Annotated in this window: 22 protein-coding genes, 1 tRNA gene and 1 pseudogene; 11 read left to right on the forward strand and 13 right to left on the reverse strand. The window is 53.5% G+C overall.

Annotated elements, in window-relative coordinates; all coding sequences use genetic code 11:
* Nucleotides 1-108: 108 nt before the first annotated feature.
* The 4 genes from ACZZ0D_RS15255 to ACZZ0D_RS15270 form a co-directional block, all read right to left on the reverse strand.
* Nucleotides 109-276, reverse strand: coding sequence for a hypothetical protein (locus ACZZ0D_RS15255; RefSeq protein WP_163005296.1), 168 nt, complete (start codon nt 274-276; stop codon nt 109-111).
* A 127-nt stretch (nt 277-403) separates the two neighbouring features.
* Nucleotides 404-823, reverse strand: coding sequence for a YMGG-like glycine zipper-containing protein (locus tag ACZZ0D_RS15260; protein WP_053116853.1), 420 nt, complete (start codon nt 821-823; stop codon nt 404-406).
* 136 nt (nt 824-959) lie between these two features.
* The gene (locus ACZZ0D_RS15265; RefSeq protein ID WP_463553696.1) at nt 960-1,331 is read right to left on the reverse strand and encodes a bacteriocin; all 372 of its coding nucleotides are present in this window, start codon (nt 1,329-1,331) and stop codon (nt 960-962) included.
* 326 nt (nt 1,332-1,657) lie between these two features.
* Nucleotides 1,658-1,846 (reverse strand): hypothetical protein, encoded by a 189-nt coding sequence (locus ACZZ0D_RS15270; protein WP_053116851.1) that lies wholly within the window; start codon nt 1,844-1,846, stop codon nt 1,658-1,660.
* 192 nt (nt 1,847-2,038) lie between these two features.
* On the opposite strand from ACZZ0D_RS15270, the gene ACZZ0D_RS15275 reads away from it, so the two are divergent.
* From ACZZ0D_RS15275 to ACZZ0D_RS15285, 3 genes are all read left to right on the forward strand, one after another.
* On the forward strand, nt 2,039-2,389 hold the full coding sequence (locus tag ACZZ0D_RS15275; protein ID WP_400753678.1) for a YceK/YidQ family lipoprotein: 351 nt from the start codon (nt 2,039-2,041) through the stop codon (nt 2,387-2,389).
* Nucleotides 2,390-2,643: 254 nt separating this feature from the next.
* A complete protein-coding gene (locus ACZZ0D_RS15280; RefSeq protein WP_463553697.1) occupies nt 2,644-4,113 on the forward strand; it encodes a tyrosine-type recombinase/integrase in 1,470 nt (489 codons plus the stop codon).
* A gap of 36 nt (nt 4,114-4,149) precedes the next feature.
* Nucleotides 4,150-4,692: a hypothetical protein gene (locus tag ACZZ0D_RS15285; protein ID WP_463553698.1), complete on the forward strand. Its 543-nt coding sequence runs from the start codon at nt 4,150-4,152 to the stop codon at nt 4,690-4,692.
* Nucleotides 4,693-4,729: 37 nt separating this feature from the next.
* Here the strand turns inward: ACZZ0D_RS15285 and ACZZ0D_RS15290 are convergent, their stop codons facing one another.
* Both ACZZ0D_RS15290 and ACZZ0D_RS15295 read right to left on the reverse strand, forming a co-directional pair.
* The gene (locus tag ACZZ0D_RS15290; protein WP_463553699.1) at nt 4,730-5,713 is read right to left on the reverse strand and encodes a hypothetical protein; all 984 of its coding nucleotides are present in this window, start codon (nt 5,711-5,713) and stop codon (nt 4,730-4,732) included.
* A gap of 557 nt (nt 5,714-6,270) precedes the next feature.
* On the reverse strand, nt 6,271-6,825 hold the full coding sequence (locus ACZZ0D_RS15295; RefSeq protein ID WP_463553700.1) for a recombinase family protein: 555 nt from the start codon (nt 6,823-6,825) through the stop codon (nt 6,271-6,273).
* A 358-nt stretch (nt 6,826-7,183) separates the two neighbouring features.
* Between ACZZ0D_RS15295 and ACZZ0D_RS15300 the strand changes: the two genes are divergently transcribed.
* Complete coding sequence (locus ACZZ0D_RS15300; RefSeq protein ID WP_463553701.1) at nt 7,184-8,371, forward strand: hypothetical protein; 1,188 nt, start codon at nt 7,184-7,186, stop codon at nt 8,369-8,371.
* A gap of 414 nt (nt 8,372-8,785) precedes the next feature.
* Here ACZZ0D_RS15300 and ACZZ0D_RS15305 read toward each other — a convergent pair whose 3' ends face one another.
* Nucleotides 8,786-9,088, reverse strand: a complete 303-nt coding sequence (locus ACZZ0D_RS15305; protein ID WP_463553702.1) for a helix-turn-helix domain-containing protein — start codon at nt 9,086-9,088, stop codon at nt 8,786-8,788.
* Nucleotides 9,089-9,191: 103 nt separating this feature from the next.
* Between ACZZ0D_RS15305 and ACZZ0D_RS15310 the strand changes: the two genes are divergently transcribed.
* Together ACZZ0D_RS15310 and ACZZ0D_RS15315 are read left to right on the forward strand one after the other, a co-directional pair.
* Entirely contained in the window at nt 9,192-9,512 is a 321-nt protein-coding gene (locus ACZZ0D_RS15310) for a hypothetical protein (RefSeq protein ID WP_463553703.1), read from the forward strand.
* A 24-nt stretch (nt 9,513-9,536) separates the two neighbouring features.
* Nucleotides 9,537-9,845 (forward strand): hypothetical protein, encoded by a 309-nt coding sequence (locus tag ACZZ0D_RS15315; RefSeq protein ID WP_463553704.1) that lies wholly within the window; start codon nt 9,537-9,539, stop codon nt 9,843-9,845.
* Between the two features lie 500 nt (nt 9,846-10,345).
* Here ACZZ0D_RS15315 and ACZZ0D_RS15320 read toward each other — a convergent pair whose 3' ends face one another.
* Entirely contained in the window at nt 10,346-10,903 is a 558-nt protein-coding gene (locus ACZZ0D_RS15320; RefSeq protein ID WP_463553705.1) for a hypothetical protein, read from the reverse strand.
* 223 nt (nt 10,904-11,126) lie between these two features.
* Between ACZZ0D_RS15320 and ACZZ0D_RS15325 the strand changes: the two genes are divergently transcribed.
* On the forward strand, nt 11,127-12,053 hold the full coding sequence (locus tag ACZZ0D_RS15325; RefSeq protein ID WP_463553706.1) for an FRG domain-containing protein: 927 nt from the start codon (nt 11,127-11,129) through the stop codon (nt 12,051-12,053).
* 326 nt (nt 12,054-12,379) lie between these two features.
* Here the strand turns inward: ACZZ0D_RS15325 and ACZZ0D_RS15330 are convergent.
* Nucleotides 12,380-12,559, reverse strand: a pseudogene (locus ACZZ0D_RS15330) (site-specific integrase); the annotation flags it as partial.
* 75 nt (nt 12,560-12,634) lie between these two features.
* On the opposite strand from ACZZ0D_RS15330, the gene ACZZ0D_RS15335 reads away from it, so the two are divergent.
* The gene (locus ACZZ0D_RS15335) at nt 12,635-12,955 is read left to right on the forward strand and encodes a hypothetical protein (protein ID WP_463553707.1); all 321 of its coding nucleotides are present in this window, start codon (nt 12,635-12,637) and stop codon (nt 12,953-12,955) included.
* 88 nt (nt 12,956-13,043) lie between these two features.
* Here ACZZ0D_RS15335 and ACZZ0D_RS15340 read toward each other — a convergent pair.
* A tRNA-Ser gene (locus ACZZ0D_RS15340) sits at nt 13,044-13,133 on the reverse strand.
* Nucleotides 13,134-13,217: 84 nt separating this feature from the next.
* Nucleotides 13,218-13,364 carry a hypothetical protein gene (locus tag ACZZ0D_RS15345; RefSeq protein WP_156316123.1) on the reverse strand — a complete coding sequence of 49 codons (147 nt, stop codon included), beginning with the start codon at nt 13,362-13,364 and terminating at the stop codon, nt 13,218-13,220.
* Between the two features lie 64 nt (nt 13,365-13,428).
* Here ACZZ0D_RS15345 and ACZZ0D_RS15350 point away from each other — a divergent pair, with 64 nt between their 5' ends.
* The 3 genes from ACZZ0D_RS15350 (at nt 13,429) to ACZZ0D_RS15360 (ending at nt 16,161) form a co-directional block, all read left to right on the forward strand.
* Complete coding sequence (locus ACZZ0D_RS15350; protein ID WP_463553708.1) at nt 13,429-14,118, forward strand: crotonase/enoyl-CoA hydratase family protein; 690 nt, start codon at nt 13,429-13,431, stop codon at nt 14,116-14,118.
* 216 nt (nt 14,119-14,334) lie between these two features.
* Nucleotides 14,335-15,057, forward strand: coding sequence for a 1-acylglycerol-3-phosphate O-acyltransferase (locus ACZZ0D_RS15355; protein WP_159815291.1), 723 nt, complete (start codon nt 14,335-14,337; stop codon nt 15,055-15,057).
* Nucleotides 15,058-15,189: 132 nt separating this feature from the next.
* Nucleotides 15,190-16,161 carry a magnesium and cobalt transport protein CorA gene (locus tag ACZZ0D_RS15360; protein ID WP_053116847.1) on the forward strand — a complete coding sequence of 324 codons (972 nt, stop codon included), beginning with the start codon at nt 15,190-15,192 and terminating at the stop codon, nt 16,159-16,161.
* An 84-nt stretch (nt 16,162-16,245) separates the two neighbouring features.
* On the opposite strand, the gene ACZZ0D_RS15365 is transcribed toward ACZZ0D_RS15360, so the two are convergent.
* Both ACZZ0D_RS15365 and ACZZ0D_RS15370 read right to left on the reverse strand, forming a co-directional pair.
* Nucleotides 16,246-16,968: an amidotransferase gene (locus ACZZ0D_RS15365; protein ID WP_053116846.1), complete on the reverse strand. Its 723-nt coding sequence runs from the start codon at nt 16,966-16,968 to the stop codon at nt 16,246-16,248.
* Nucleotides 16,969-17,059: 91 nt separating this feature from the next.
* Nucleotides 17,060-19,204 carry a 3-hydroxyacyl-CoA dehydrogenase NAD-binding domain-containing protein gene (locus ACZZ0D_RS15370; RefSeq protein ID WP_463553709.1) on the reverse strand — a complete coding sequence of 715 codons (2,145 nt, stop codon included), beginning with the start codon at nt 19,202-19,204 and terminating at the stop codon, nt 17,060-17,062.
* Nucleotides 19,205-19,228: the final 24 nt, after the last annotated feature.

A 19,228-nucleotide genomic window follows, 5' to 3' on the forward strand; every position in this document is an offset into this window, starting at 1 on the left:
TTTGCGGCTATCAACCTTATGGTCGTTAACTAGTTTCCAGAACCAAAGGGCCTAAAATCCTAGGCCCTATAGAGCTCAACGCAATATCAAGTTCGACTCGCAGAACAGTCACTGCTCATCCTCATCCTCTTCATACTCCATATCCGCCTCATCCGAATCATTCAGCGGCACCGTCGCATCATCCATCAGCGACCCCGGATCTTCGTTCCCCGGATCATTGATAAACGGTAGCCCGCTCGGGCCTTTCTCTTCCTTGCCTTCGGTTTCAGGAGTCATGGCGAACCTCATCATTTCCGCGGAGTGTAGACGTTCGAAAAGTCCTACAGCCAATCGTTCCAGCGTCTGACCGGCAAACACGAAAAACCCGGCAAAACGCCGGGTTTCCGTTAAACCATTCCATCAATCAATGATGGCGGTTCTTATGCTTGTTCTTGTGCTTGTGACCCCCACCGGAATGAGATCCGCCGTCGTCACCCAGGTTATTACCGACCGCGCCACCCGCGGCGCCGCCCAATCCTGCACCGACAGCCGAACCGGTTGATCCGCCGACGCTATTACCAATCACCGAGCCACCCGCCGCGCCGAGGCCACCGCCGATGGCAGCTTCAGTGCGATTGTTTTTATTCGCTCCAACCGCACCGCCGGCCGCGCCGCCGACACCTGCGCCGACTGCCGCACCGGTGCTGCCGCCGAGTTGTCCGCCGACCACGTTGCCCAGCACGCCACCGAGCCCACCGCCCACGGCGGCCGAACCATCGCCAGCGGCCATTGCGCCTTGCGCCACGAGCAATCCGAAAAACAGTGCAGATAATGACAATCGCATGTGTACCTCACAGTTCCCGAATCGGGACAATTCGCCCAAGCAAGGGCTTATGTGAGATTGGAGAGGTTTGCGGGAAAATCGTTCAGCCATGAAAAAGCCCGGCATCGAGCCGGGCTTTGTCTGCAAGCGATCAATCTCAGTGACGCTTGTGGCCTTTGGCCAAGTTGCTGCCGACGGCACCGCCCGCCGCGCCGCCCAGACCAGCACCGATGGTGGCGCCATTTCGGCCGCCCAGGCTGTTACCGATCACCGAACCGCCCGCCGCGCCAACACCGCCACCAATTGCCGCTTTCGTCCGGCTGCCTTTGCGTGCGGCCACTGCGCTACCGGCCGCGCCCGCTACACCTGCACCAATCGCTGCACCGGTGCTGCCGCCCATTTTCTGACCGACGACATTACCCAACGCGCCACCCAGACCGCCGCCCAATGCAGCGGTGCCATCGCCGGCAGCCATTGCACCTTGAGCAAACAGAACGCCGAGAACCAGAGCGGGCAGTGTTAAACGCATGACGAAAACCTCAAAGACAGAGAAACAAAAAGGGGCGCGATTGAATGCCGTCACAGCGGCAAAGTCCAGAAAAAAGCGGACGCATCCGCGCAATGGGCGCCGATTGGACAGTGATTTCAAAAAAGGTTTTATGACGGGCAAAAAAAAGCCCGCTGGGGAGACGGGCTGGAGACTTGCTTTCTAACGGATGGCTTCACCCTACTTAAGCGAACGTGAAAAGTTTGTGAAAGAAACACAGATCCTGACGACCGTCTGTAGGTCTAGTCCGAAATCAAATCTCTGAGCATAAAAAACCCCGTTCTTAGACGGGGTTGGTTGGCGGAGAATCATTTTCGGGCGCGTGCCGTGACCTTGGGTAAAAACTTCGCTTTCGGCCCTTTCGGCACCGTGGACTTGATCTTGCCGGTGTGAACCGGATCCTCTCCGAAACCGGACTGATACTCGGTCTGGCCACAACGAACGCAGTTGTTAAACGGAAACTCGGCGCCATCGTCTTCGATATACGGCTCTGTCATACCTTCGCCCCTGCGATGCGGATCGACACCGGCAAAACTTTTTTACCTGAAAAAATATCGACCTCCAAGGCTTTTGAGACTAGCCGGTCATTACTGGACTTGTGGTTCAGATTGGCCAATGCCCGACGAATGGCCTACACCAATCAAACACGCTAATCTGGCACCCTCGTCTCATTGCCAAGGATTGCGAGCATGACAATAAAAACCATCACCCTACTGCTATTAGCGCTAGCCGTTACTGGCTGCGGCACGATCAGCAGTGTCGTGCAGGAAGACACCGTCGCAGGAAATGATCTAAAACAACGCCAAACATACTGCGATTCAATTTCACGGGTTTACAGCGGCGTCGGCTACGACTTCTGCATCCTGCACGCCCCCGATCTGCCGATAAAATCCTGGAAGGGTCGCCCTTCAGCCCCGCTGGTTTTGATAGATCTGGCAGTCTCCGGTGTGACAGATACGTTGGTATTGCCATACACCGTGTATCAACAGGTTAAACACGGCAATATCGAAATCTACCAGGCTCAAACGTCCGATCAGTGATCAGCGCAACCTGACGGCGGTGCCAGTCGGCCTACTGATCTCGACATCCAATCAGCTGTCCAATAAATTCCAGACGCCAGAAACCACAAAACCCCTGACTTCTTTCGAAATCAGGGGTTTTGTGTACTGAATGTGGCGGTGAAGGAGAGATTCGATTTTGCCCATCCTCAACCCCCTAAGCACCCGTATTACCTAGCCTTTATCGAGATTTTACGTACAATCGTTACGTACAATTGACTTATTCGGGGCTGAGCGTGTCACACAATCTTGAGTTGCAGGGCGGCACTTTCCATGTACGTCTGGCCGTTCCAAAAGACGTTCAGAAAGCTTTCGATGGTCGTAAAATTCTATCCCGATCACTGGGCACAGGCTCTCGAAAGGAGGCCATGGAAAGACGACTGCCGATCCTCCACACATGGAAAGCCCAAATCAAAGCGGCCCGCTCTGGCAATCCCCTCCCCCAAGATTGGCAAGACTCGTTCGTTGCCTCCCTAGAGGTTGTAGACACTGTTACCAAATGGTCGAAAGCAGCGAGGGTTGGAGTAGATATGCCACTGCCTGTTCCTATCCCCAGTCATGCTGAGATGCAGGAGTTCATACAAGCCAACCCCGAGTTGGAGCGCGTGATGAAGGAGTGGGTGCAGAGGGCCAGCCAAGTGCCAATGGGGCAATTCAAGCTCAGTGATGAAATAGGCAAAGCGTTCAAAGCTGCTGTGGCTCAACGTTATGAGACGCGGTATACCCCAACCCCAGACCAACGAGATGAAATCAACGCCATTGCGGCTGGTGATGGTATTCGTAAACCTCGGTCACCAATCACCACGGCCCGTCTCAAGACGTTCCGGGAGTTCAGGGAGAGCCGTGGAGGCGCTGCGAAGCATATCGACCAGCAAGTTGGCAAGATGGAGCGTCTGTCAGACTTCCTTAAGAAAGACGGGCTTCCCCTGACCTTCGACACGATTGATGGATGGCTGAAATCGCTGGATCGCGCCCCAGCTACGTTGGGTCAGTACCTCATGGCGGGTACAGCGTTCTGGAAGTGGGCGATGAAGTATGACCCCGCTTGGCGTGAAGAATACAAGGACAAGGTAAACCCATTCGTAGGCCATGAACTGCCACAGGGTGGAGGCGCTGAGACAGCAGGCCAAGACAGGGAAATCTATACGCGTGCTGATGCCCTCAAGCTGCATGAAGCCTCACTGAATAACGGGGATAAACCGCTTGCAGACCTCATCGCACTCGGCTGGTATACGGGAGCTAGGATTGAAGAGCTTTGCCGACTTGGTAAAGACAACGTGATTACCCTTGACGGTGTCCGTTGCTTCGACTTCCCAAGGAGTAAAAGCAAGGCGAGCAAGCGTGTCGTGCCGGTTCATCCCAGCCTGTTATCCACCGTGGAGCGTCTGGTCAAGGACACCACTGACACCTTCCTCATTCCCGCAGAATCAGCCGACAAGTACGGCAAACGCTCACACGCGATATCCAAGGCGTTTGGCAGACTTCGCACAGCAGCAGGTTTTAGTAAGCTTCACGTCTTCCATAGCTTCAGGCACACGGTTGTCACTGAGTTGATCAGGGCAGACGTGCCAGACGCTTTGGCTAAAGAGTTAGTTGGACATGAAACAGGCACAGTGACGCACGACGTGTATTCGAAGGGTGCGAGCACGAAACAGAAGCTTGCGGCAATTTCTAAACTGCCTGCCCTTGAGATCAAAGGCAGCTAATTCGCCAAACCTCTGAAGCAGGACTAAGGACGTAACATGGACTATTGCAGCTTCTGTAGCGTGTTTTTTTCAGGTGGTGGGGCTGTCGGTGCGGCCCCAACTCCAACTGCCACAATTTTCATTAGCGGCGTGGTGGCAGTAGTTGGCGTGGCGACGTTAGCAGTGGCTTGGTCGCAGATGAGAATCGCTAGTGCTAAAACAAAACTTGACCTCTATAACAAGCGATTCAATGTCTACCTAGCGGCTCTGGAATACTATCAGTACGCACACTCTGATAAGCGGGTTAACCTCAAGCAGAAAGCAGAAAAGCTAACACACGCCTATAGAGAGACTAAGTTTCTCTTCAATTCCAAAGATGGGATTTACGAAACCCTAGGCAAGATACAAAAGGGAACCGGTGCTGTCAGAGCATATGATGAGTATCGTCAAGACGGCAAGTTTGACTTGGATAGGGAGAGCATACTTATAAAGCGAAACGGAGAGGCACTTGAAGCCATGGCGAAAGACATCTTGGTTTTAGAGGAACAGCTTGGGAAATACCTCAGCTTCCATAACGTCAGAGGCTGGACTATTTTCTAGCGCTACTAAGCCCGCCAAGTTGCGGGCTGTCCTTCGATCAGGTCTTCTGAGCAGCCTTGATAAAGCCTAACCACAGTTTCGTGCCATTCGAGTTACGTCCCGGACGCCAGAACACTTCGCCGTGTATCTCGTCTGGGATGCGATAGACTATCTTCGTCTTCATTGTGATGAGCGGGTTGACCTTCTTAAACCAGATGTTGAAGCCTTCCAGCATTACAGGTTCAACAGAATCAAACTCGTAATCTTTGCCATTGTAGTTGATAAACAGGCTACCTTCTGACGGTAGACGGGACTCAGTGTCTAAGTTTTTAAAGGATGCACGAATAACAAAGAATCTAGAACCTTCCCATTTCTTGGGTTCAGCAAATCGATTGCCAGTGTTCACGGATGGGCCGTAATAGGTGCTGTCAGCGGAGATATTGAAGTAGCCGATTTCAGCTTCCTTCACCCTTGAGTTGATGGAGGCTACATATGGTAGAAATCGATCTGCATATATCCCCCTCCCTACAGCGACCGCAGCAATCCGACAAAAGAGATAGTGCCTAGTCGGTTTGGAGTTGTTAGGCTCTTTGGCATGACGGTTCGCAATAACCTGCCATTCCTTTATAGCTGCCTCAACCTTATCCTTGGAATAGGTTTCATCTGAGTAATCTTCATGGAGGTCAGGCTTGTTTTTAAGAAGCTCTCTAGACTCGATCAGCTTAGGATTGAAGATGTAGTTTGTGCCTTTAAATAAGCCTTGATAATCCCCAATGATTGTATCGTTTCCCGAAACGAAGTATATCGATTCTTCGATTTCAATCTGTGGGCTGACCTTTCGCATGATGTCCTGCTCTGGCAAGGGCAGGTTGGCGATATACTTGTCGCACTCTCCTTGGGCGAAGTACCCATCGCTCACGACATCTTTCTGGATGCTTAAATCTTTCGGCGTCTCAACTGGCTTCGATGGAGCCTTTGCAGATAACGCACTTCCCGAGAATAAGACAGCTAGAGTCCCTGCAATAGCGATTGAAGCCTTCAAGGGTGCTACCTCACGTCCATGATTGATGTGTGGCATTCTGCCATTCACGGCTTTCTATGGCGAGAGTATTTCCAGAGGAAAAACACCCCCGCCGCCGGGAGAGAACTTGCACTCTTCGAAAAGTCTCAAATCAGGCGGGGAGAAATAATAGCGTTAAAGCCAGAGCTATCAAGCAGCGAGCAGCAGCCTCAATAGGATCACTCCAAAGGGAACCAAAAATAAGATGATGGCCTACGCCCGGACTACCTTCTGTGGCTGTCTGAGGGGGGGGGGCTTGGAGGGGCATTCAGGAAAGCGTGTTGTGGTGGTGCTCTGTTGTACTGGCATGGCTTGTCAGTGCAGCAAGGTGGTTTGAGATTGAGTGCATTGACGACACAGAGTTGAGAGTAAGAGAACGCCCGCACAATGGCGGGCTATACGTTCGTGTCGGGGTTGTTGCACTCGCCTGTTGGCGTTGGAGTGCGTCAGCTGAAACAGGCTGCAAGCCTTGATTGACGTAGCTTTGAGGCGAATCCATTCCGGTAGAATGTCTACTACTGGCGTGGAGCCAGAGCTCCTCAAGCAGGGGCTTGGGCCAACTTCTTTGCACGCTGCACAGTGGATGGATTGATATCCAGTTCAGCGGCGACAGCACGCACAGACTTGCCAGTGTTCAGCAGGGCCAGGATCGCAGCATCATCGACTGTTTTCACTCGACCTCTGTAGACGCCTTTCTCCTTGGCCTTGGCGATACCTTCCCGCTGGCGCTCCTTCATCACTTCACGTTCAAACTGGGCAAAGCTGCCCATCATGTTAAGCATGAGTTTCTGCATGGACGAATCGTCGCCAGTGAATACCATTGCCTCTTTATGGAAGTGCACGTGTACGCCCTTTGCGTTGAAGTCGGCAACGATCTTGAGCAGGTCAGCCATGGAGCGAGCTAGACGGTCAATCGAATGCACATGGACAACATCTCCTGCACGTGCCCACTCAATCATGGCGAGTAACTGAGGGCGGTTTGTGTCAGAGCCTGACAGCTTGTCGGTGAAGACCTTATCAAACGTCATGCCGTCAAGCTGACGATCAGTGTTCTGGTCAACAGTCGAAACTCGGATGTAGGCGATGTTGGTCATGTCAGGGTCTCTGTGTGCTTATGACTCTAGATGTGACCAGTTTATCTGTGTGCATTATCAGATGCAACCCTAATGCACACGATTTTGTCAGTTCTGGCGTATGCACGAAGCGTGTGCGCTAGACCCTGCTTAAATGAATACAGGCGTTAATTCCTCACGCTTTGATCACTTAAGCGTCGGATGCTCTCGAATCTAGCATTCCTAGACCGCACCTCCGAGCGATGTAGCGGCTATTTGCCACCGTCCGTGCTGGATTAAATCACCAGCGCCATGTATACAGATTTCCAATGAGTTCGACATACACCATGGCAGCAGCGGCCACAGCTGAGCATGGCTTACCCACGAAATAGACTCTGGAATGGAAGCGATGACTAAAGAGAGCGAACCGTCCCCTCAGGAAGAAGCAAATGCTCGCGTCGAGGCAGCGGTGAAACGTAAACGGGTGATAAGATCATTCCCGGCAGCTTCATTCGAGGAAGCATTACAGTTTGCTCGCGGCGTATACGAGTATGGCAGTGGGAAGCCGGTACGCCGCCTCAGCATTTTTGACCATCTAGGCAAAGCTCCAGAAAGCGGGCCGAGCAGGCAACTCATTGTCAATGCCAGCAAGTATGGATTACTCAAGGGTAGTTCATCTTCTGAACTTTTGGAACTAACTCCTGAGGGGCTAATCTGCTTGAATGATGATCTTCCAAGAAGAGAAATCGTCAAGGCAGAGATTAAATTAGCAATCGATAGCGTTGAACCGTTCTCGAAGCTGTATCAGAAGTTCTCTGGCAACAAATTACCCGCCAAAGCAGCTTTGATAGACTCGATAGTTGAATTTGATGTGCCTCAAGACTTAGCTGATGAAGCTGTAGATACATTCATCGTAAATTGTCGCTTTACTGGTTTGCTGCAAGTTCTCTCAGGTGCTGAAAGGCTTGTTGGAGTTGACCACCTGCTTGACACTCTTCCTAGCAGCAGTATGAGCGCAGTAGCGGCATCTCAGCCAGCGTACAGTGAGAAGTCTACTGCAAGCTCAGGGTTGATGACATCTGAGAGTGCTCAGTTTGAATCGATATGCTTCTACGTAACTCCTATCGGCGAAGATGGTAGTGAACAACGAAAGCATGCTGACTTGTTTCTCGGCTCTATAATCGAACCGGCACTTGATAATCTCGGACTTAAGGTCGTGCGAGCAGACACCATTGAAAAGCCAGGCACTATCACTAGGCAGATCATTGAATACTTATTGAAAGCCCGACTTGTAATCGTCGATTTGTCGTTTCACAACCCCAATGTCTTCTATGAACTTGCGATTAGACATGCAGCTCGTCTGCCTGTTGTCCAAGTGATTCGCGCATCAGACAGAATACCATTTGACCTTAGCCAAATCAGAACAATAAAGATAGATACGTCAGACATTTATACACTTGTCCCAAGACTTGAGATATATAAAGCAGAGATAGCGAGCCAAGTCCGCCGAGCATTAGATGACCCAGACTCGGTCGACAACCCAATCACCACCTTTTATCCAGACTGGCGGGTCAACTTCAGCAGTTAACGGATCATGAGCCGTAGTCGGGTCTCCACCTCAGCGACGGCGTGCACATGGGCTTTGCTAGAACCACTGGCTTTAGCCCATAGAGCTACTTCTTCGATTGAAGCGGCTAGCGCCTACTGGTTATGCAGCAGGAGGGTTAGCACATTTGCTGTAGCGGTTTATGCATCTACGTTGTCTGGCATAGACAGCGTCATTGAGGGCGTGAGGGCGCCTCATGGTACCCTCACCGTGATGCTACTTACCCTTTGGTTTCGTTGGTTTCTTCGGCAGTGGGATCGTCTCTACAGTTGTGGTGTTCGGACGCCGTTTTGCCTCGTCGATAGGGATAAACTCCCCGGTCTTTGAGTCCCTGCCACGCTTGTTAACCATATGCTGCTCCTAATGGCTTATCGCCATTCTGGCGACATATTAACGCTAGCTTAGGTTGCTAGTTCCGCAAGGTTCCAGCTGACGGGGGCTGTCGTTCTGTCGTTCATCCCACAATGACTTTTCAAACTCTACGACCAACTCGGTAAGACCAATCCCCAGGACTTCACACAAGTCGCGAAGCTGCACGATATCCAAGCGGCGTGTCCCGCTCTCAACGTCACTCATGAACGACTGTGGACGTCCCAGAGCCTTTGAACACTGTACTTGAGTCAGGCCAGCCGCCTTCCTGTGTTTCTTCAGTAGGGTCAGCAGGACTGCGTGTTCGGGTTTGTAGATCGTCTTGGGCATGGCTGGAAAACTGCGATATGAGCAGCCTTCAACCTATATCTGGTTTTCAGATATCTGAATTTGGGATATTGTGGTCTCTACCCTCCGTACCAAGGAATGCTTGATGAACACCGTTACTCGTTTGCTCTTCCTACTGCCCCTATTAGCATCTACCGCCGCCATGGCTGACACCTACCCAAAGCGAATGCTCGTTGCTGGTTCGATGGTTTGCTTCAAAGCCGGGGACTGGACAAAGCTTGTAGAGGCGTCGCTTGATCAGGACGAAGATCAGGCTGAACGCTTGATCGGTTCCGGAAAGTGCCGAACGATTTCAAATGCTACCAAGGTCAATTTTATCGAAGGGCCTAAGAATGGCGACAAATCTGCACTGATCCAGCTCCCCAGCGGGAAAACCGCCATGACAGCGAACGGTTGGTTGCGTTGATCACAGATTGAGTAGGGGCAGGACATGAACGAAAAACTGTTTGTACTGACCAACCAGAAAAAGAGAACCAATCACATCCTGCACCTGCTGATGTGTATCCCCACTTGTGGGTTGTGGCTCTTTGTCTGGGGCATAACCATGCGAAGCAATGACGCACACAACAAGAAGCTAGACAAACGAATCAATCAGATCATGCACTACAAGACGCAAGGCTTGAGTGATACCGACACTTACAAGCAGATCAAGAATGATCAATTAAACTCTGATGTGTTTCAAGGTCGAGTGATCTTTGTGATTCTGGTGGTGGTGTTTCTGTACTTCTACCTTCGATAGTTGTTGCGCACGTACAGCGGAGCTTAAGCTTGATACCGTCCCAGCTCCGCTGAAGTGTGGTAGCACCAATGTCTCTGCACCGAAAACGTCAGTTTTCAACTGTACTCAGCTCCGGCGTGACCGCCGACATTCCTTCGAATGTACTTCAGTAACAAACAAAGATCACACAAATCCAGCTTTTCGCTTGTGATCTTGCTCTTGATCTTCTTTTGTTGGTGCAGAAAGGACACCGCAGGTTGTCAGGGTTGCCACGACAGGATGGCCTGTCAGTAGTGATTTCTCTTTAAATTTGGTTTGTTTTATCTGTGTTGCTTATTCGTATACCATTCAAATGGATCATCTTTGAACTGACGTTCGAGTGGTTTCAAGCTCAGTCGTACCGACTGGGGGGGGTAACCTTTCAAGGTGCGAGCTAAACTCCATAAGTGCCACTATCTTATATCCTGCGGTAATTCCGGAGATGGCGTGAGCCAGCTCCTATTTCTGTATCCTGCGGTAATTCAGGCAGTGCTCCCTTCCTGCCAGTACGAATCGTCCCAGTCAGTTAGTACGTTGCTAATCAAGCTGCTATCCGAGGCGAAATCCCAGTCACCATGGGCACACTCACCATGGTCACGTTGCTGCGTATCCCACTGAGCCTGAAGACGAGCTTTCAAGAGTGGGTTTCGGTTCAGGTAACGTTCGATACCACCAAGGGCAACCCGCGCTCCCGCTGCCAAATACTGGGCTGTACGTTCTGAAATGGGCTCAGCAGTATTGTTCAAGAATCGAGGCAGAATTTCAGCCGTAGAAATGATATCCAGACAAATCACCTCTCGAAGATGGCGTAGACGTACGTTCAACTTCCCGTTGCTATCACCTACCGCGATGTAAAGGCCAGCCATCACCGCGTCATCGACGAAGGACATATTGTCGGCAACTGCCATACGGATCAAATGAGCAATGGGGTTATGCGTCACCTTGGGCTTGGGGCCACGCTTGACCTTTGGCTTGAAGTCTTGGTTGGCAGCGATGGTGCCGGGGATGAGGTGTAGAACGAAGGGAATTGCGTTGTGCATGAGTGGCCTCCTACGGTCAGTTCAAAATGCGGGTCACTTCCTTCGGCGCTGTCGCCGGGCTGGTGTTGGTCGCCGTTATTGGCGAGGTGGAATCATACTCGCAGATCGCCACCTACGTCAAGAGTAATGTATTGACTTCATCCGACGGATGCTGTAGCGATTGGTTGCAGGACAAAAGGCCAGTACACTCGACCACCTCACCGGCCAACAGGATCAGGGAACGATGACACCCCTTGAGAAACCCTTCAGCACAGCACGCCAGTTGTTTGACTACGTGTCTCCACTAAATCCTGCATGGGACATTGGCCGATACATCTTCAGAGGGCAGCCAGATGACAGATACAAGCTCACTCCATCTGTATGCAGGAGCGGCGCCGGGTCATTTGCCTATGGCTCACCAAGGAGGATGTTTGACACCTCAAGCTCTGGGCAAGTGTCCCTGGAGCTGGACATTCTCAAGAGATTCTTAGATGGCTGCGACAAGTCCGGCCTGATTGTTCCCGGTTACACAGAACAACTGAAAAGCGTGTTTCACGATGGGCTGAACTCATTCATAAGCCCTCACATACCTTGGCCCTCTCCCGACCTTTACGAAATCATGGCTGTTGCACAACACTATGATGTGCCTACTCGCCTATTAGATTGGACAGAGAGAGCTTTTGTTGCGTGTTACTTTGCTGCGTCATCAGCAAACTTTGAGATTGACACTCGAACTGCACGTATCGCCATCTGGGCACTCGATACAACTTATGCCAAACATTGGACGACCGTAAAGGTGATTAGGACACCGGGCGGCACAAGTAAGAATCAGGCAGCTCAGTCAGGCTTATTTACGACGCACAACGTCAAGGAATACAGCTCCAACGACTTCTACCAAGTGGAAGCGCTAGAGGACGTAGAAGAGATTTACAAAGTGAGTGGCGCCCATAATCCACTCATCAAGATAACTTTGCCTGTCAGTGAAGCCCCAGACTTATTGAATCTGTGCTCTCGTTTTGGGGTTGATGGTTCAACACTATTTCCGGGCTTTCATGGTGTAGCGAAGAGTGTCAGGGACTGGGCAAACGTTGAAGTGGGTGTTAGGCCGTCTAGAGCACTTCAGGACGAATACAACGCTGAGAGCTACGACAGTGATCCTGACTTCCACTGAGTACGAATACGAGGGCCCGCAACCTGTTTGACGGGTTACGGTAATGAGCTAGAAGACTTTCAAAACTGGTTTCTGGGGCGGAATACGCCCCTTGCTTGATACCCCCTCCTCTTCTTCCAGCAAACACTGGGGAGAGCGAGTCAGCAAGCTTAAATATGGTTGCATATGCTGAGGTTTTACGGGGGTTTTGAGAGGGTTTTCGATAGGTTTTAATGCGTCAAAAACCATGAAGGAAACTTGGCTCTCGGCCATCTGATAGCGGTGTTGAGCGCGCCCTTGATGGAGTGCTGAAACCTCTTCAGTCACACGCTTGTGTTGTGGGTTGATCAGGTGATGTGTTTTAAAGCATCCACCATCGCCTTCAACGGTATCCAGTTGCCATAGACGCCGAATATCACCGAGCTGTCTTCATGCCCAACGATTCGTTTGATCAGCAAGCCTTGCACGCCAGCATCCCGCAGGTCATAGATGAACGTAGGACGAAAGCTGTGGAAGGTTTTGCGTGGGCCATGATCTCAGCCAATCCCACGAGCAATCTGCTATACACCAATACGGATATAGCAGCCGATTAGGAAGGGCCTATGACTAAGGACGAGTTGTTCGACGGAGTGTTGGCAGAGATGGAGCGTGTGTGGGGCGAACCCGGTTTTGGTGGGGAGTTTGAAGCTTATAACTGGCTACTGGAGCACTACGGCATCACGCAGGAAGACGATAATACGTGGATGGATATCTGCGCTCAAGACAGGGGCGAGGCTGAGGATGCACTGGCAGATTTGACAGAGGATGAGCGAGCAGAAGTGGAAGCGTTTCTGGCGGATGACGCTCGGGTGACAGACTTTCTAAAAGGGCTGCTCAAGCGTTACCAGAGTTCAGACGCGGTGTACCCACATGGGGAGAGCTAAACGGAGAGATTCTTTACGTACAATTGCTACGTACAAACGAAAAACCCCGCGAACTCTAAGTAACTGAATTCACAGGGCTTTCTAAATGTGGCGGTGAAGGAGAGATTCGAACTCTCGATACAGTTTCCTGTATACACACTTTCCAGGCGTGCTCCTTAAGCCACTCGGACACTTCACCGTATCTCTTCAAACATGTTCTGTCTGTCGAGGCGCGCTAATGTAGTCGAAAGCTTTTCCGATGGCAAACTTTTTTTTAAGATTTTCATGCGCTTAAGAGAAAAAGCCGTTTGCCCTGCCGACGGCCCATGGCAAACCGGCCAATCTTCGGTGGGCGCGGCCCTTCTATATAGAAGCAGAATGGCGTGCGGCGCTGGATCAGCCGGGATTCGGTGACCGGCGGGTCAGTCACGGCGCTTTACCTGGCCTGCGGTGGTGGGTAACGTCTGCTCATCTTTCTTACAAGGAATCGCGTCATGAGTGAGTTGATTGCCTACCACCTCGAAGACGGCATCGCGACCCTGACCTTGAGCAACGGCAAGGTCAATGCCATTTCCCCGGACGTGATTGCGGCGTTTAACGCGGCGCTGGATCAGGCGGTGACTGATCGTGCCATCGTGATCATTACCGGTCAGCAGGGGATTCTGTCGGGCGGCTACGATCTGAAAGTGATGACCGCTGGCCCTAAAGAAGCCGTGGCGCTGGTGACCGCTGGTTCCACCCTCGCCCGTCGTCTGCTTTCTCACCCGTTCCCGGTGATCGTCGCTTGCCCGGGTCACGCCGTGGCCAAGGGTGCATTCCTGCTGTTGTCAGCCGACTACCGCATCGGTGTCGACGGCCCGTTCAGCATTGGTCTGAACGAAGTGCAGATCGGCATGACCATGCACCACGCCGGTATCGAGCTGGCGCGTGATCGTCTGCGTCGTTCGGCATTCCACCGGTCGGTAATCAATGGCGAGATGTTCGACCCGAAAAGCGCGGTGGACGCCGGTTTCCTCGACAAGGTGGTTTCTGCCGAAGAGCTGCAAGGCGCCGCCCTCGCCGCCGCGCGTCAGTTGAAGAAGATCAACATGCTCGCGCACAAGAACACCAAGCTGAAGGTGCGCAAAGCGCTGCTGGAAACCCTGGACAACGCGATTGTTCAGGATCAGGAGCATCTGGGTTAACCCCCGTATCCTGCGTCGAAGAAAAGCCCGACCCGCGTGTCGGGCTTTTTCTTGCGCGCTCGGTTGAAAACGCCGTGGCTGCTCTAGGACGGGTCTGACAAGCTATTCGGAAACATGCGCTTAAACATCGCCTATCTCCGGACTCTATAGTGGCAATTGCCGAAAACAGTGCACATCCGTACACTGCGCCACCTTTTGCGCCGGTGGGGCCTGAAAATGCTGTTCGTGTTTCGTATGTTATTGATGAGCCTGCACTTTATTCTGGCTGGCGTGCTTGGGGTGATCCTCGGCATATGCCGTCCGTTCAATCCGGACAACAGCCGTCTGTGTGCGCGCCTCTATGCATTGCCGGCCATGTGCATTTTGCGTCTGCGGGTGAAAACCGACGTCAGCGGTTTGATGAACAAACCTGCCAGTTGCGTGATCATCGCCAACCATCAGTCCAACTACGATCTGTTTGTGTTCGGCAACGTCGTGCCCTACCGCACGGTGTGCATTGGCAAGAAGAGCCTGAAGTGGGTGCCGTTGTTCGGGCAATTGTTCTGGCTCGCCGGCAATGTGTTGATCGACCGTGGCAATGCGCACAAGGCGCGCCAATCGATGCTCACCACCACCAACACTCTGCAAAACGAAAACACCTCGATCTGGGTATTCCCGGAAGGCACGCGCAACCTCGGCGAAGAGTTGCTGCCGTTCAAGAAAGGCGCGTTTCAGATGGCGATTGCCGCTGGTGTGCCGATCGTGCCGGTGTGTGTCAGCAGTTACATCAAGCACATGCGTCTGAACCGCTGGAACAGCGGGGAAATTCTCATACGCTCACTGCCGGCGATTCCTACAGCCGGACTGACCATGGACGACATGCCCATGCTTATCGAGCAGTGCCGCGAGCAGATGCGCGAGTGCATCGAATCAATGGATCGGCAGTTGCAAGCCGCCTGAAAGCAAACCCGCCTTGTGCGGGTTTTCTTTTGCCGAATGAACGGTGCAGATTTCACTGACTCTCAAGTAGCGACACGGCTAAGCTGAAGCCTTGTATTCCTGCCACCTGCCAAGAAGAAGTGAATCACCACCATGGGTCGAGTTGTTGCTGCTGCTGTGTACAGCGCCGGTAAGAAAGTCACCAATATTTCCCTAGACGAAGGCGCCGCCTGGGCCGCAAAAACCGGCCACTTTGTCTGGATCGGCCTCGAAGAGCCGGACGCTCAGGAGCTGTCCAACCTGCAACGCCAGTTCAACCTGCACGAACTGGCGATTGAAGATGCGCTGGAAAAACACAGCCGACCGAAGCTGGAAACCTTTGGCGACGCTTTGTTTATCGTCACCTACTCGCCGATCCGTGAAAACGGCGTGCTGCAATTCATCGAAACGCACATCTTCGCCGGCAAGGGCTACATCATCACCGCGCGTAACGGTCACTCGGCGTCCTACGCACATGTGCGCCAACGCTGTGAGGCGCGTCCGCTGTTGCTGGAGCATGGGGAAGATTTCGTACTCTATGCGCTGCTCGATTTCGTCATCGAGAACTACCAGCCGGTCGGTGAAGCGATCCATGCCGAGATCGATGAGCTGGAGCGCAACGTGCTGTGCAGCGCATTGAATGAGCGTGATATCCAGAAGCTGCATGGCTTGCGTCGTGATGTCGTGCGCCTGCGTCGCTATGCGGCGCCGATGGTGGAGATCGGCGAGGAACTGCAGAAGCTCAGCTTCCCGTTTATCGACAAGAACATGCGCCCGTACTTCCGTGATGTGCAGATTCACGTGACGCGGCAGATGGAAGACCTCAGCACGCTGGCCGACATTGCCAGCCAGACCATCGAGATCGGTGTGTTACTGGAGGCGTCACGGCAGAGCGTGGTGCAGCGCAAGTTTGCTGCGTGGGCGGCGATTCTGGCTTTCCCGACGGCGGTGGCGGGGATTTACGGGATGAACTTCCAGAACATGCCGGAGCTGAGCTGGCATTACGGTTACTTCGGGGTGCTGGGGTTTATTGCGGTGGGGTGTGTGAGTTTGTGGGCGAGTTTCAAGAAGTCTGGGTGGTTGTAAAAAAGCAAAAGATCGCAGCCTTCGGCAGCTCCTACAGGGTTTCAGTGTAGGAGCTGCCGAAGGCTGCGATCTTTTGATCTGCTGTTAAGCGACCTCAGGTTTGTGCGCCACAAACCGCATCATCCATTCCGCAACCGTAGCGCCATGGTGTTCCTGCTCCAGGCTGGCCACGCCTTTGCTGTAAATCTGCGAACCCAGCGCTTCCTGACGCAAATCCAGCAGCGCCCGCGAGTAATCGTGGATGAACTCTGGATGGCCCTGGAAGCACAGCACTTGATCGTTGATGTGGTACGCGGCAAACGGGCAGAAATCGCTCGAGGCGATGACGGTGGCGTTTTCCGGTAACGACGTCACTTGATCCTGGTGGCTGATCAGCAGCGTCAGTTCTTCACGCACCGGGCTCATCCACGGCGCCTTGGCCGCGAGTTTGTAGTTGTGGGTGCCAACGCCCCAGCCCTGCGTCGCGCGCTCGCTCTTGCCGCCCAGCAGCAGCGCCAACAGTTGATGGCCGAAGCACACGCCGAGCAGTTTGTCGCCACGCTCGTAACGGCTCAGCAGGTATTCCCTCAGCGTTTCAATCCACGGATCGGTACCGAACGAATCGGCCTTGCTGCCGGTGACCAGGTACGCATCAAAAGTCTGTTCGTCGCTTGGGTATTCGCCTTGCATCACGTTGTAGACGGTGAACTCGGCGGCAATCGGTTGCTGCGAGAACAGGCGCTGAAACATCTGCCCGTAACCCTGATATTGATCGACCAGTTCGGGACGCAGGATGTCGGTTTCCAGAATGCAGATGCGTAGCGACATAAAAAATACCTGACACGTGATGGGAATAATGAACACCCCAGAGCCTGCCTTGAAACACCCTGACAAGGCAAGCCCCGGAATGCTCGCCCCGTTAGAACATTTCACCTTTCGCCGCTTTATCCAGCAGCAGCGCCGGCGGTGCGAAACGCTCGCCGTATTGCTCAGCCAGATACTGCGCGCGGGCGACGAAATCCTTCACCCCATACTGATTGATGAACTGCAACGCGCCGCCCGTCCACGCCGCAAAACCGATGCCGAAGATCGAGCCGACGTTGGCGTCCGCCGTCGAGGTCAACACGCCCTCCTCCACGCAGCGCACGGTTTCGATGGCTTGCACGAACAGTAAGCGATCACGCACATCCTTCGGGGAAATCTGCCCGTCGGCTTTCTCGAAGCGCGTTTTCAGTTCCGGCCACAAATGCTTCTGGCCACCGGCCGGGTATTCATAGAAACCACCGCCAGCAGCCTTGCCCGGACGTTTGTATTCGTTGAGCAGCAAGTCAATCACGGCGAAGGCCGGGTGCTCAATCAGCGGTTTCCCTTCTGCCTGTAGGTCTTTGGCCGTTTGCTTGCGGATATGGCTCATCAGGCTGAGGGAAACTTCGTCGGAAATTGCCAGAGGCCCGACCGGCATCCCGGCCTTGCGTGCTTCGGTCTCGATCATCGGCGCACTGACGCCTTCACCGAGCATGGCAATACCTTCATTAGTGAAGGTGCCGAAAACCCGCGAGGTGAAGAAACCGCGACTGTCGTTGACCACGATCGGGGTTTTCTTGATTTGCAGAACGAAATCGAAGCCGCGCGCGAGGGTTTCGTCGCTGGTTTGCGCGCCTTTGATGATTTCCACCAGGGGCATTTTTTCCACCGGACTGAAGAAATGCAGGCCGATGAATTTGCTTTGATCCGGCACGGCACTGGCAAGGCCAGTAATGGGCAAGGTCGACGTGTTGGAGGCAATAACGGCGTCGGCGCCCACGACTTTTTGCGCAGCCACAGAAACCTTGGCCTTGAGCTCGCGATCCTCAAACACCGCTTCGATGATCAGGTCGCAACCGGCCAGATCGGCATCGCTTTCAGAGGGTTTGATCCGCGCCAGCACTTCATCGCGCTGGGCTGCATTCATCTGACCACGGGCAACTTTTTTGTCGAGCAACGCGGCCGAGTGCGCTTTGCCTTTCTCGGCAGCTGCAAGGTTGATGTCCTTGAGTACCACGTCGATACCCGCCGAAGCACTGACAAACGCGATCCCCGCGCCCATCATCCCGGCACCGAGCACGCCGACCTTCTGCGTTTTATAAGGTGCAAAACCCTGCGGCCGCGAACCGCCGGCATTGATCTCGTTGAGCTGAAACCAGAACGTGCCGATCAGGTTTTTCGAAATCTGCCCGGTGGTGAGTTCGGTGAAGTAGCGGGTTTCGATCAGGTGCGCGGTATCGAAATCGACCTGAGCGCCTTCCACCGCCGCACACAGAATCTTCTCCGGCGCCGGCAGTGTGCCTTGGGTTTTCGTGCGCAGGATCGACGGTGCAATCGCCAGCATCTGCGCGACTTTAGGATTCGATGGCGTACCGCCGGGAATCTGATAACCCTTCACATCCCAACGCTGCACCGCCGTCGGATTGGCAACAATCCACGCGCGCGCCTTGGCCAACAGTTCATCGCGATTCACCGCCAGCTCATCGATCAAACCGGCCTGCAACGCTTGTTGCGGACGTACTTTTTTGCCTTCGAGCAGATACGGCAGCGCCTTCTCGATCCCGAGCATGCGCACCATGCGCACCACCCCGCCGCCGCCCGGCAGCAGGCCCAGCGTCACTTCCGGCAGGCCGAGTTGCACCGAGGCGTCGTCCAGCGCCACGCGATGATGGCAGGCGAGACAGATTTCCCAGCCGCCGCCCAACGCCGCGCCGTTGATCGCTGCGACCACCGGTTTGCCGAGGGTTTCCAGGGTGCGCAATTGGCCTTTGAGGGTCAGCACCATGTCGTAGAAAGCTTTGGCTTCAGGCTTGCCGACTTTGATCAGTTCGTTGAGGTCGCCGCCGGCAAAGAAGGTTTTCTTCGCCGAGGTGATGATCACACCGGCAAGGTTGTCTTTATCCGCCACCAGACGGGCCACGCACGCGGCCATGGCCTCACGGTACACGGCGTTCATGGTGTTGGCGCTCTGGCCCGGCATGTCGATGGTCAGCACGACGATGCCGTCCTGGCCTTTTTCGTAACGAATGGCTTCGCTCATAACAAGGTTCCTTGAATTCGGGGG

The organism is Pseudomonas sp. AC193, assembly GCF_979258075.1.